The following is a 13,530-nucleotide window of genomic DNA, read 5'->3' as shown; positions in this document are numbered from 1 at the left end:
GATCTAGCTGACTGAGGTTATAGCAGCTTTAAGAGCATCAGCAATCGTATCTAAGTGTTCCTTCTCAACTATGAGTGATGGGGATAACACCAAGAATTCACCTGAATACCTAACTAAAACATTGTTGTCATAGCAATGTTGAAAAACTTTTGCTGCAAATTCTGTTGCTGGAAGTCCATCAGAACCAAAATGAATTGCACCCATTAAACCAATATTTCTAATATCAATGACTTGATTCAAACCCTTAAGAGAGTGAATGGCTTCTTGAAAGTGAGGTTCCATTTCTTTTGCTCTATTAAACAAACCTTCTTCTTCGTATACATCCAAGGCAGCTATACCTGCTGCACATGCTACTGGATGACCTGAATATGTATAGCCGTGAAATAGTTCAATCATTGCTTCTGGACCTTCCATAAGTTGGTCATAGATGGAATTATCGAAAGCAACAGCACTCATAGGTATCATTGCGCTAGTTAAACCTTTTGCCATAGTAATCATGTCAGGCCTGACGTCGAATCTATTAGCAGCAAAACAACAGCCTAATCTTCCAAAACCAGTTATCACTTCATCGAAAATTAAAAGCACGTTATGTTTTGTGCATATTTCTCTAATTCGTTCCAAGTAACCAACTGGTGGGACTATAACGCCACCTGATCCTGTGACTGGCTCAATAATTACCGCGGCTACTGTAGAGGGATCTTGAAGAATAAGAATTTTTTCAAGTTCATCAGCTAAATGAAGTCCCCATTCCGGCTGGCCTTTAGAGAAGGCCATATGTTCTGTATCCCACGTATGAGGCATATGATCAATACCAGGCAATAAAGGTCCGAAAGATTTTCTGTTTGGAGTGAGTCCACCAACTGAAACTCCTCCAAAATTTACACCGTGGTAACCTTTTTCTCTTCCAACGAACTTAGTTTTTTGACCATCGCCTTTTGATGCATGATAAGCAAGAGCAACTTTCATAGCTGTTTCAACCGCTTCAGATCCAGAATTTCCATAAAAAATTCTATCGAGACCTTTAGGAGTTAGAGAAGAAACTTTCTCAGCTAATTCAAATGCTTTTGGATGAGACATATTAAAAGCTGTCGCATAATCCAGTTCAGCTGCTTGATTTTGTACAGCTGCGACTATCTTTGGATGGCAATGGCCAGCATTTGTGCACCACAAGCCTGCTATGCCATCTAAAACTTCCCTACCATCATCACTCTTATAAAACATCCCTTTAGCAGAGGTTAAAAGTCGAGGATTAGCCTTAAACTTTTTATTGGGCGTAAAAGGAAGCCAATAATTATCTAAATTTAGATTCTCTTGTGATCTCATGTCTATAATTATACTTTATCAATGGGTTCGAGGTCTTCTTTTGTACTGAATATACAGGTCATTGCAACAATAAGGAATAAGATTAAGTAAGGATATATAACAGTCATTTCATTCTCCAGCATGATCCAACCAAAAACTGCGGGTGCTAAAGATGCGCTAAGTAGAATGCAAGCATTTAACCAAGCTCCAAGTCTACCTGTAGGATCAATATCAGCTGCAGCCGCCAAGATGAGAATGACCATAATGACAAAGACTATATTCCAAGTGATGTTGCCATAATAAAAAGTGTCATAAGAAGGGATTCCAAAGATTGCATAAACGCAAATTGAGGAAACCAATAGACACAATAAAATTGTTTCTTTTCTTCTTATTTTATTTCCAAATATACCTATAAATACCGGTCCAAGAAGACTCAGAATAATGGCTAGAGATATAACACTCCCAACTTCAGAGACTCCCATATCTATATATTCCACTCCAAATCTTTCCATAAACGCCCACATACCGCTGGAAGGAATTTCATAAAACAGCACAGCTGTAATAAGTAAGAAATAAAGCCACTTCTGGGCAATGGGTTCTCTAACTAAATTAGTATCATTTGTGTTGGATGTTTTAGCAAAGAAAAAGAGCAAGGTTAACGCTATGTAGACATAAATAAAATTAAAGAAATAATAACTATGTCCTCCGTCCTCTATCCATGTACTAGAGATGTATATAAGAAAAGCAGCAGTTAGTGATGCGAAAAGAGTAAACAGTGCATAGGATCTATTGGGATCTTGTGATGAGGCCAATATTGAATGACCTGAGGCAATAAGCATGCCGCAACCAATTCCCGAAAAAGCTTTTATTAAAGTAATTTGATTAACATCACTGGATACAGAGCATAAGTAATAACAAACCATAACGATAAGACTGCCAGTTAAGCCAAGCACCCTTCCCTTATAAGCTACGTTACCAAAATATAAGGAGCTAATGGCAGCAAAGAAAAGTTCAAGCGTAACAACCAATCCAGCTTCTTGTGAATTAGCATTCAGACCTACAGAGACAGCACTAACGTTAAATGGTGCCAAAGAAGAAGCAAGATTTCCCAGTTCCAACATAGCCATGCCGGCCAATAGGTGAAAATAAGTTCTGTATTGCATTTATCTTTTTTATATAAAGCTTAATATATAAGCTCAGTGTATACATAAAGAAAACTAATTGTGCCAATTACCAAAAATCCAAGTTTCATTAAGCCAAAACAAGAGCGCAGTCAGAAGAGGTTCGATGAGGTTATCAAAACTGCTGAATTTATCTATATGAGCGATGATTACGATCTAACAGTTCAAGCTGTAGCTAAAATATCTGGATTAAAGAGACCTTCGATCTATAAATTCTTTCCTAGCAATGAATCCCTTCTGGAAGCTATTTCAGTGAAGCACACAAATAAATTATTGCTTTTAATTAAAAAAAACTTCAAATCAGTAAACTATAAAAATACCTCTGAGCTCATAAAAATATTAATAGATGTTATAGCCATATATCTCACCAATAACTCCCCTTTATCAAATTTAATTTTTACTGATCATTCAAAAAAGCTTATAAAAGATGAGCTCTTTGAACAGTTGAATTCTGTGTCAAACTACAATGAACTCAAGATCACATATAGTTTAAGTATATTAATATCTTGTTTGGAGGACGCTTTCATGGAAGGCGGAAATCTTTCTCCACAACAAATTGCAGAAACAAAAAAAGCTTGTCTGCATTATTTGGTTAATTAAAGATGAGTAAGAAACCTAATTAAAAACTAGGTTTCTAGACTCAAGGATATTTGGGAAAAATATCTTATTGTTAATTTGGGGAGAACTAACGGGTCAGAATATTAAAAAAATATTGTGACTTTTGTACTTCTATGACGTATCTATTGTGTTAAATGATATTGATTTAAATCTAAATAGAAATAAAACTTAGTCTTATGATGCCGCTTCCCCAAGAAAGTATCATGTTTACTTTTTATATAAACATATAGATTTTGTCTTTATTTGTTCAAAATTATTAGAACTAAGAAAATAATGCTTGATAAAGCAATACCTGTACCAAGAGGTATCCTCTCACCGTGAATTGTTCTGGTAAAGAAATGTAATCCTATAGAAATGATTGAACTTGATAATAAGATAATTCCTAAAGAACTTGAACCGAAAACACCTCCTACTGCTCCAAGTAATAAATAATCACCCGAACCGATTCCATCAGTACCTTTTATTTTTTTATAAATATAATTTATTAACCACAAGCTACAATAACCTAAAATCAATCCAGCCAAACTATCAATAATTGATGTGAAGAAGTGTAAATAATTAAAGGCAAATCCTAATAAACCAATAATTACGCTAAGATAAGTTGATAAAGATAATATTTTAAAGTCAATTACTGCTTGAACGTATAGACACAAAATTAATGTAATTGTTAACCATCCATCTATAGAATATGGTCCAGCATGATATGTAGTTATTACGACCATTGCGGTAATAAAAATTTCATTTACAGGATAGAGTCTACTAATTTTTGAACTGCAAAAAGCACATTTTCCTCTTAAGAGGACATAGCTAAAAATTGGTACTAGATGCATAGTTTTGAGCGTGTTATTGCAATAGGGACAATGGGATCTAGGTAGTAGCAAATTTATATTTCTAGGAATTCTGTAGATCAGAACTGAAGCGAAGCTTCCAAGGCACATTCCAATGGAAATACAAACAATTAACTCAGTAATAATCAATTATTCTTTTAAATCAAGTCTCTGTGCATCACCGTACACATAATTAATTTTAATTTGATAATCCTTACTATCGGGATTGATATAAATATTTTTGACTTGAATAAAACTTTCATTGGAAAAAATATTAATTAGGATTTCAAGCTTTTGCAGATCATCAATATCAAACTGTATTACATTTTGCATATTCTCTTCATAGATTTGAAAATTTAATAAATCGTACTTCTTTGCGATATTAGTCAACAAAGAATTTGTATTTTCTGAATTATTGATAAGCTGATTAAGACTAATCTTATTTGCAATAAGGTTGAATCTTTCTTCTACATAAGCAAAGTCGCTTTTTGCATTTATTAGAAGCTTTCTATTGTCTTGAATTTTAGAAAGTTGAAATAGCAAGAGAATAAGTAAAATTAGTAAAGATAAAATCATAGCTATCTGATGATATTTATCATTATTCCTAATAAACTTCAGAATACCATTAATGTAACTATTCATATAAAAAAACCTTAATTGAACCTTTTAACTTATTTTGAGCCTCCACAAAATTTTCTTCAGTTGACAGGCCAGAAGAATTGAGTAGATTTACGAGGATTAACAATTTTTCTGAGCTAAGTCCATCTAGGTATAGAGTAGTAAATTGCTCATCAAGATTTACTTCAATACTTTCTAGTTCATCTACTGGATAGTTATATAGAAAATCTAAAAATTTAATATCAAATTGACTTTTGTTGTCTGTTATTTGTAATTCGCTAACTAGTTTATCTATTTGTGCTTTTGGATTAATTAATCTTACCGATTGATTTCCTAGGTTTGAAAAGAGCTGTTTAGTTTCTTTGGAAACTAATTCATTTTGAGATTCAATTGTGACGTTTATAGAAATGGATAAAAAAAGGGCAATTAAAAGAGGGATGGCAAAATTTCTGAATTCACCCACACCAATTACATCTAAATATAATAATCTGTTGATATTTAAAGGGGTTTTAAGAATATTTAACTGTGATGAATGATTTGTATGAAAGTTATAAACTTGGGAACTTAAATCAAACTTATTTAACGAATGCTCTAAATTTTGCAGGCACTCCAATTCCTTAGGCGATACATCCAAAACATCTAAATCATTTAAAATTTGAATATTTGATTCTAAGAGTGCATTAATCTTTTGTTGGTGGCCGCTGTATCCCCTACCATCTTCTAGCCTTAAGAGATAATGAGATCCTAGGTTTGCTACAACATTTTTTTGTTCAAAGAATAGTAAGTAATCGGGTATAAAAAAACTTTTTCTTAAGTTAAAAGTTTTACTTTTAAGCTTATCTAGGTAGCAAGATTCTCCCCAAATTCCAATGTTATCAATGGATGAAGGAAAAAAAGTTAGTTCAGATGGATTTAGAAGTAATTGATCAACATTAGACGAAAAAAACTTTGCTTTTAATAATTTGTCGTCATCAGATTTATCAAATTCATTCAGTGAACATGAATTTAAAAACTCTGAATTAAAAAAAATAATATTCTTTCTTATGGATTTGTCTGTGTTTATCTCTTGAAGATCAGAAATCATTGTTTGATGTACTTGATCACCTTCCACTACAAAAGAGTCATAAATTGTCTCAAGATTGGAATCAGTAAATATATATCTTGTTTTCATTTATAACCTATCAAGAATTCTATAATTAAATTCGTTTTCTTGTTTAATAAGAGTTTTAAAATTATACGAAAAACCTTGGTATTTTAATGTGCCATTAAAGAGAAACATATCTGAAGAAGTATCAAGAGGAATTATCAAATCTGTTTCTTGTAAATTAAATTTCTGTAAGAATTCTTCAATGGTAGAAAAGCCTTCAGAAGGTGTTTCTTTAATTATCAAAGCTATTTCATTCAAATTAGGTTGACTAATTGCGCTAGAAAGTAAATGTTTATCCTCGTCTTGTAGGCTATTGATATTGATATAGAAAATAGAACTCATGGGGATGATGCAAAGGTCTCGCCATATAGCTGTATTTTTTATCTTATTGATACTTGGTATAGCCAGCAATTCAGACTTATTAATAAATAACCTTTTAGAGGTATATTCTCTGGGATAGTGCAATGGGCTTGAATAATAATAGTTTTCTGCCCCGTTGTTCCTAGGAATATCATCATCATCCATCCAATCAAGAATTTGGTCTATAATTTGGTCAGCATCTACATAACTGACTTCATATTGTGAAAGCAAATCTTCAAAATATTTTATAGCTTTTAAGTTATCTTTTGATTGCCCTCCCTTGAATGTAATTAGATGATTAATATTGAAGCAATTTGAATGGTCAGATAGTGAGCCCTCAAGTGAGAAATCATCAAATTGGAAAACTAGACTCTCATTGAAAATTGGATTTTGTTTATTAACGTTTGGATTTTTATTTAATTCGCGCTTAATAAAATTTAATAAAAACTTTTCAGATTCTATTCTTTTGCTAAAAGCAATTGCATCAAATGAGAGATATCCTTCCTTTCGTAAATCTAAAAAGAAAGCTTTACTCATTTCAGATGCAATTATAGAAAGCATCAAAACAATAAGCATTGTAGATATGAGAACAAATCCTTTTCTTTTTCTAAAAAACATTATCATTATCAGTTGCTAAGATTATTTCAAAGACATCCTTTTGACGCTGAGAAATGCTTAAAGAAACTGCGTGTGGCAATCTTCTTTTAGAAACTTCGTCGTAAGGCCATATATTTAGCCAGCGCTGCTTATTATGTGCTTTAAGTTGAATATCAGTAACCTCCTCAAGGATTAACGTATCAAGATAATCACTAAAATCTGCAGGATTTATGCTTTTATATTGCCTACGATAGAGTTGCCCATTTTCAATAAAATACAAGACTCTTATATTTTTTAACTCAAGATCAGTGTTTGAAAAACTTTTAGTAATGAAGCTAAGTTGTTTCTCATCATCATTCAGAAGAAGTGTTTTGAATGAACTTGCACCATCAGCATTTAACATGTCGACGTTTTGGATAAATCTAAAATCATCCCTAAAAATTCCAAAAAAACTATTATAGTTTTCCAAATTGTTTGAATTTTCTATGTAGAGATTTCTCTGGATAATTGAATTTTGTAAAATAGAAGTTGTTATGATGGTTATAAAAGATAACAGCGTTATTGAAATTACCAGTTCAATTAAAGTAAATCCTTTTTGAAGTTTATTCATTTCCAGCAAGAGTTATATATTCGGAGATTACCTCATCATCAAGACTGACACGAATAGAGAATTGCTTTTTATTTATTCCAGTGACACTCATTTCTTCAAAAACTAAAAAATTGTAAGGACCAAATACATAATCAAAAGATCGAGATGAATTAATTCGTATTGGATCTATAAATTCATACGAAGAAATTCGATTGATAATTATTTGTCTTGCAAAAGCCTTTTTTTTAATTGAGTCAAGATTGGAGTTATTAAATGAAATTGATTGAAAGATGGTAAGCAGCGCAATACTTAAGATTAAAATTGATACACCTACTTCTAAAAGACTAAAGCCTTTATCAAGTCGCATTTAATTCACCAAATATATCGTAATAAATTTTTTGATTTTGATCTAAAACTCTAAACTCAAGACCAGAGTTTCTTCCGTTGGGATAAAAAATGATTAAAAATGACCTATCTCTATTTTCTAAAAACTCATTGTTTAGATCATTGAAAATATAATTTTTTAAGATCAGATTTAAATCAAAATCTAAAATATCATAATTTTTCCATGAGTTGTCTTCATAGGACACTAAATAGTAATTCTCATTATTTTTTTTAATTGCTATAGGCTTTCTTATAAGCTGACTTTCTTTCTTTAAAGAATTTAAGAGCTGGTTGATTTGAGTTACTTCTCCTTCTTGGTATGAGCTCAAGAAAGATGAATTGATAATAGGGATCAGAGAAATAATTCCTATTATTAGCAGAACTAACAGAAGCTCCATCAATGTAAAACCGTTATTTCGAGTTGACATTCCAGTTGCCAATGTCAGCATCTTCACCCACGCCACCTTCAAGTCCATCAGCACCTAGAGTGTAAATATCATAATAAATTTTATTGATGCCGGGAGACATATATAAATAATCATTCCCCCAAGGGTCTTTGGGAATATCACTTATATATCCTTCTGCAGGGTATAAAAAAGGTCGATTAAGGTCTTTAGGAGGTTGTTTTAAAGAAACGAGACCCTGATCAGTAGACGGGTATCTAAGTTCATTAAATTTGTACAACTCGAGACCTTTCTCTATTTGAGAAATATCAGCTCTAATTTTTTCAAAGTTTGCTCTTTGAAGAATCGGAGATACATTTATAGCTACAACGGTTGCAAGAATACCCAGGATGACAATTACTGCTAAGAGTTCAATTAAAGTAAAGCCTTTTTTCATTAGGATAAAATAGAGTTATTCATTTGCATGATTGGTAAGAGGATAGCCAGAATTATCAATGTAATTATACCGCCCATGACTATTAATATTAATGGCTCAATAATGGATAGTAATGATGATCTAGAGTTATCTATTTCGTCTTTAAAATAAAATGCTAACTTTTCAAACATTTCTGATAATGATCCAGATTGGAAACCACTTGAAAGTAATTGTATAAATATTTCCGGAAAAATTTTTGATTGCTTAATTTCATATAGAAAATCTTTGCCTTCGATAATATCTTCTGTAGCATCTTCAACGATTTTTCTTATATATCTATTACCAATTAATTTATTTGCATGATTTAAAGATTGATCAAGGTTGATACCTGATTTAAGCATTAAAAACATAATTCGACTGAACTTTTCTAAGTCCCTAGTTAACAGAAACCTTCCAACAAAAGGGATTTTTAATAATAGTCTATGGATATTTGATTCACTAGAAGTTCCCAAAATATTTTTCTTGTAATGAACGTAAAACGCTGTGATTGTTAGAAGATTTATCCCAATGAATACCAAAATATTATTTGAGATAAAAATCATCAAAGAAGTTAAAAAAGGGAGTTCAATGTTTGACTTAACAAACTGTTCTGTTACTTGGGGTAAAACAAAGATTAGAAGAGCAATTACTACTAATATAGAAAAACTAATGACAAGTACCGGGTAAGCAAGAGCCGAAAAAATTTTTTGTTTTATTGAAATTTCATCTTCTAAATATTCAGATAGATTTTTATAGGCTTCAATCAAGTTACCTGAAATTTCTCCAGCAGATACAAGCGAAATATAAGTCTGATCGAAGCTGCCAGGGTAATCAGACAAAATTAAATGTAGCTGCCTACCTTGTTGTAGCTCGTTACCTATGTCATTAAATAAATCGCCAACTTTTGAGTTAGAGTTTTTTCCAATTGACTGCAAGGCCCTGTCAAGCGGTATACCTGAGCTTATTAATGAAGATATTTGTCTGGTCGCAACAGCTATGTCTCTACGTGCTATTTTTTTACCTTTAGTTTGTTTTGATGTTTCTTTGATACTAAGAAGAAGTAAGTTTTTTGATTTTATTTCTTGCCTAGCAGATCTCTCGCTATCAGAGAGCAAAATTCCCTTTAAGGATTTACCTTCTTCATTTTGAGCAATATATTGAAAGTTAGGCATCTGATATGTTTTGCAATCTCACTATTTCACTAATGCTAGTTATTCCGTTTTCTAGATTTAATTTAATTGATTCTTGTATGGATTGATTATTTTGGAAAGCATAATCATTCATCACTTTTTCTGATGCTTCGTCATGGATCATTTGCTTGAGATTTTCATCTATCTCGACTAACTCAGCAATCGCAAGTCTTCCAGAGTAGCCTGTAAATGAACAGTGCTGACATCCGCTTGGTTCGTAATATATGCTTTCAGAACATAAATTAAATTTCTTTAATAAATTTACATTTTCACTAGAAGGTTTTTTACAGTGATTACAGAGCCTTCTTACAAGTCTTTGTGCTAACACTATCTTAATACTAGAAGCTAATAAGTAGGACTCAACCCCCATATCTCTTAGTCTGGCTATTGCTCCTATTGCGCTGTTAGTATGAATTGTAGATAAAACTAAATGCCCGGTTAAGCTAGCTTGAATGGCAATACTGGCAGTTTCAGAATCTCGTATTTCACCAACCATTACAATGTCGGGATCTTGTCGAAGAATTGATCTTAGTCCACTTGCAAAAGTGTAGCCTGCCTTTGAATTCACTTGGGTCTGCCCAATTCCCGGGAGTGTATATTCAATGGGATCTTCTACAGTTAAAATGTTTTGCGAATTATCATTAATCTCTCGTAAGCCTGCATATAGAGTTGTAGTTTTTCCAGATCCAGTAGGACCAGTAACAAGAATAATTCCTTCATTAGATTTCAGTGCCTTTTGATATTTAGAGTTAACGTAGTCAGAAAATCCAAGATAATTTAGATCTATCTCTGCAGAATCTTTATCAAGTAACCTAAGAACTACTCTTTCACCATATGAGGACGGTAAAGTTGATACTCTTACATCAATGGATTGAGGTCCAAGTGAGAGCGACACCCTTCCATCTTGAGGTTTTCTTCTTTCTGCGATGTCTAACTTGGACATTATCTTTAATCTTGAAACAATTGGAGGTGATAGTCTTGAATCTTGTGAAATGAGTTCTCGCATTACTCCATCTATTCGTAGTCTTACAATAAAAGTATCCTCAAAAGGTTCAAAGTGAATATCTGATGCTTTAGCTTTAATAGCTTGACTTAGAATGCCATTAATCAGCTTGATAATAGGAGCATCATTGTTGCCCTGCAATAGATCCTCCGAAGGAGTTATGGTCTTTGCATAGGATTCAAGATCAAATGATTCCGATAGCTCATCTCCTATTGTTTCTTGAAACTTATCTTGAGAATAAAGTTTAGTTAATCCCTTTTCAAATTCATTAGGACTGCATAATGTGGTGATAAATTTCTTTGTTGGATATGTTGAGTATAATTCCTGTATGGACAATGAGCTCAGTGCATTTTCAGAAAAAATAAATATTTCACCATTAATTTCAACTCCTAAAATTCTTTGAGATTTAGAATATTCGTAAGGAAATAATGGTTTATGCTCTTTTGTTATTATCTGTTCCATTATGGTTTTCTAGTTAAATCAATAATGTCAGACTTTTCACCATCCAGCATTCTTAGCGCCTCTATATAATTATATTTCTCATTTGAAAGCTCCATTACGTCATTGGGATCAAAAAGAATTGTTGGCCTAATGAAAACTAATAAATTTCGCTTAACTCTTGATTGAGATGATGACTTAAAGAGATTACCAACAACAGGTATGGCTCCTAAGATAGGAACTCTTGATTCAGAACTTTGAACATCATCATCAATTAATCCACCAAGTACTATTACTTGGTTATTATCAACTAACACTGTTGTTTCAATACTTCTTTTATTTGTAATAAGATCGGCGGTTCCCGTTAATGGGCCTACAACTCCAGAAACTTCTTGATTGATATTTAGAATTACACTGTTTCCTTCATTGATCTGGGGAACGATAGAGAGCTTGATGCCTACTTCTTGCCTTGAGGTTGTTCTGAATGGATTAGCATTATTTGCTCCGAGACTTTCGCCTGTGGTGATGGGTATTTCTTGACCTATTACAAGATTGGCTTCCTCATTGTCCATTGCAATGACCGATGGTGTAGATAATATGTTCGAATCTTGATCGCTTACAATTGCACTGATAATTGCTGCAAAGCTATCACCATTTGATTCAATGCTTCCTAAGCCTGCAATGAGTCCTTGGGTATTAAGTAACGATGAAGCACCAATATTTCTAAGAGTTACATCATCTCCCGACTCAGCAGCTGAACCAGCTAAAGCTAATAAGTCAGGTGAATTTGAATCTTGAAACCGAGTGATGCCCAAGGGTACATCACCGTCCTCACCTCCTGCAAAAACAGTTTCTACTCCTAATGATTTTGCAGCGGTCTCAGATAATTCTACAATAATCGCCTCAACCAATACCTGTGCTCTTCTAATATCAAGTTTAGATATGAGATTACGTATTACATCTAAATTAGCTTGCTCGGTTGATACAATAATGGAATTAGTTTTCTCGTGGAAAGTAACTACAGGTTTTTCAGAAGATTCTGAGTTAGTAAAACGTGATGAAACAGTATTTAGTATTGCAGAAACTTCGTCAGCTTTAGCAAATTTTAAATAGATAACTGCAACAGAACTATCGTTCAAAGCATCTTTATCTAGTGCCTGTAAAGTTTTAGTTATATTAGTTGTTACAAAGTTATTTGCTGAAAGAATCACTGAATTGGAAGTCGGAAATGGCACAGCGATAAAATTATTAATGGTTGGATTTTCTTGTAATTTTAGGCGCTCTAAAATTCTTACTGCTTCAATTGAAGATAAATTATCAAGTTTAATAATAGAGATTTGAGCAGAATTATCTTTATCTAATTGATTTACCAAGGTTTCAATTCTCTGCACATTCGATAATTTATCAACAATCAATATGGAATTGACAGAGGGAATACTGGATAAATATGATTGCCTACCAGTAATTGGTTTGAGCATTGGCAAAATACCCCCTGCAGATCGATTAACTAATGGAATAATTTTTGTAGAAAAGTCGCCATCGTTAGATATATCAGTTTCATCACGAGTAGCGTCATTTTCAGACACAATTCGGACAATATTACCGTCGGAGACTGCAGAAAAACCACTAACCTGAATAGTTCTTAAATACACCTCCCAAACTTGTTGAGATGTAAGAATAGTATCTGAAAAGATAGAAACTCTCCCCTTCACTTTTGGATCAAGAATTAATGTCTTATTTGAAAAACTTGCTACATCTTGTGTAACTTTTTTTATATCAACGTCATCATAATTAAGAATATAAGTGTCTTCTGCACCAATAAAAAATGGGATCAGTAAAATAAAGATTATTAATTTTTTAGTCATTTTTGAATAAACGACATTCTGAGATGAACTAGTGACAATCGTGCTGTCACTTTGTGAAATTTATGTTACAAATTTGTGTTTTTACTATATCAGGAGTAAATAGCTGGAAAATAAAAAAGGGTATTCTTAATCTATTTTGATATACAACTGTTTTCCTGCTCTATCAAATACTATCTCTTCTTTACTAACAGAAATTAGTCTGTAGGTGTTATCAATCAAGTCACCTTGTTGAACAACATAATCGACATCAGCTTTTCTAAGTACAACTGAACTATTTTTCTCTCCCGCCCTATAACCAACTACTTTATAGGAAAATTCATCATTGGTTAGCTGAGTTGCAGTTTGATTACTATAATTTGAGGTTAAATTAGTATTAACTGTAGCTGAAATATTTATGGGAGATGTTTCTTTAAAGTTTGGTGCATTAAATATTAAAAAAAGTTGATAAATCAATGCAACTAAAACAGAGCAAATTAAACCATAAAAAATTATTTTCTTAGCTATGTTTAAATTTTCCATAATAATAAAATGAGCTCCGTAGAGCCCATTCTAA

15 protein-coding genes are annotated in these 13,530 nt (G+C 32.5%); 1 reads left to right on the top strand and 14 read right to left on the bottom strand.

Annotated elements, in window-relative coordinates; all coding sequences use genetic code 11:
* Positions 1-3 precede the first annotated feature (3 nt).
* Together M9C83_03765 and M9C83_03760 are read right to left on the bottom strand one after the other, a co-directional pair.
* The gene (locus tag M9C83_03765; GenBank protein ID URQ67322.1) at positions 4-1,323 is read right to left on the bottom strand and encodes an aspartate aminotransferase family protein; all 1,320 of its coding nucleotides are present in this window, start codon (positions 1,321-1,323) and stop codon (positions 4-6) included.
* An 8-nt stretch (positions 1,324-1,331) separates the two neighbouring features.
* Entirely contained in the window at positions 1,332-2,465 is a 1,134-nt protein-coding gene (locus M9C83_03760) for an MFS transporter (GenBank protein URQ67321.1), read from the bottom strand.
* 60 nt (positions 2,466-2,525) lie between these two features.
* Between M9C83_03760 and M9C83_03755 the strand changes: the two genes are divergently transcribed.
* Positions 2,526-3,083 (top strand): TetR/AcrR family transcriptional regulator, encoded by a 558-nt coding sequence (locus tag M9C83_03755; GenBank protein URQ67320.1) that lies wholly within the window; start codon positions 2,526-2,528, stop codon positions 3,081-3,083.
* A gap of 257 nt (positions 3,084-3,340) precedes the next feature.
* Here the strand turns inward: M9C83_03755 and M9C83_03750 are convergent, their stop codons facing one another.
* The 12 genes from M9C83_03750 to M9C83_03695 all read right to left on the bottom strand — a co-directional run bounded on the left by M9C83_03750 (position 3,341) and on the right by M9C83_03695 (position 13,496).
* Complete coding sequence (locus M9C83_03750; GenBank protein ID URQ67394.1) at positions 3,341-4,039, bottom strand: prepilin peptidase; 699 nt, start codon at positions 4,037-4,039, stop codon at positions 3,341-3,343.
* Between the two features lie 39 nt (positions 4,040-4,078).
* The gene (locus M9C83_03745) at positions 4,079-4,570 is read right to left on the bottom strand and encodes a hypothetical protein (GenBank protein URQ67319.1); all 492 of its coding nucleotides are present in this window, start codon (positions 4,568-4,570) and stop codon (positions 4,079-4,081) included.
* A complete protein-coding gene (locus M9C83_03740) occupies positions 4,563-5,717 on the bottom strand; it encodes a hypothetical protein (GenBank protein ID URQ67318.1) in 1,155 nt (384 codons plus the stop codon). Before M9C83_03740 ends, M9C83_03745 begins: the two co-directional genes overlap by 8 nt.
* On the bottom strand, positions 5,718-6,671 hold the full coding sequence (gene gspK / locus M9C83_03735) for a type II secretion system minor pseudopilin GspK (protein ID URQ67317.1): 954 nt from the start codon (positions 6,669-6,671) through the stop codon (positions 5,718-5,720).
* Positions 6,661-7,260, bottom strand: coding sequence for a GspJ family type II secretion system protein (locus tag M9C83_03730; protein ID URQ67316.1), 600 nt, complete (start codon positions 7,258-7,260; stop codon positions 6,661-6,663). The genes gspK and M9C83_03730 overlap by 11 nt, the downstream gene beginning before the upstream one ends.
* Positions 7,253-7,606, bottom strand: coding sequence for a type II secretion system GspH family protein (locus tag M9C83_03725; protein ID URQ67315.1), 354 nt, complete (start codon positions 7,604-7,606; stop codon positions 7,253-7,255). The genes M9C83_03730 and M9C83_03725 overlap by 8 nt, the downstream gene beginning before the upstream one ends.
* A complete protein-coding gene (locus M9C83_03720) occupies positions 7,596-8,072 on the bottom strand; it encodes a prepilin-type N-terminal cleavage/methylation domain-containing protein (GenBank protein ID URQ67393.1) in 477 nt (158 codons plus the stop codon). The genes M9C83_03725 and M9C83_03720 overlap by 11 nt, the downstream gene beginning before the upstream one ends.
* On the bottom strand, positions 8,035-8,463 hold the full coding sequence (gspG, locus tag M9C83_03715) for a type II secretion system major pseudopilin GspG (GenBank protein URQ67314.1): 429 nt from the start codon (positions 8,461-8,463) through the stop codon (positions 8,035-8,037). Before gspG ends, M9C83_03720 begins: the two co-directional genes overlap by 38 nt.
* A complete protein-coding gene (locus M9C83_03710) occupies positions 8,463-9,653 on the bottom strand; it encodes a type II secretion system F family protein (protein URQ67313.1) in 1,191 nt (396 codons plus the stop codon). Before M9C83_03710 ends, gspG begins: the two co-directional genes overlap by 1 nt.
* Positions 9,646-11,136 (bottom strand): Flp pilus assembly complex ATPase component TadA, encoded by a 1,491-nt coding sequence (gene tadA / locus M9C83_03705; GenBank protein URQ67312.1) that lies wholly within the window; start codon positions 11,134-11,136, stop codon positions 9,646-9,648. The genes M9C83_03710 and tadA overlap by 8 nt, the downstream gene beginning before the upstream one ends.
* Entirely contained in the window at positions 11,136-12,977 is a 1,842-nt protein-coding gene (gene gspD, locus M9C83_03700; protein URQ67311.1) for a type II secretion system secretin GspD, read from the bottom strand. Before gspD ends, tadA begins: the two co-directional genes overlap by 1 nt.
* 126 nt (positions 12,978-13,103) lie before the next feature.
* On the bottom strand, positions 13,104-13,496 hold the full coding sequence (locus M9C83_03695; GenBank protein ID URQ67310.1) for a hypothetical protein: 393 nt from the start codon (positions 13,494-13,496) through the stop codon (positions 13,104-13,106).
* Positions 13,497-13,530: the final 34 nt, after the last annotated feature.

It is taken from the genome of SAR86 cluster bacterium (genome assembly GCA_023703575.1).
Classification (GTDB): domain Bacteria; phylum Pseudomonadota; class Gammaproteobacteria; order Magnimaribacterales; family Magnimaribacteraceae; genus Magnimaribacter.
This window is presented reverse-complemented; position numbering and strand designations above follow the sequence as displayed.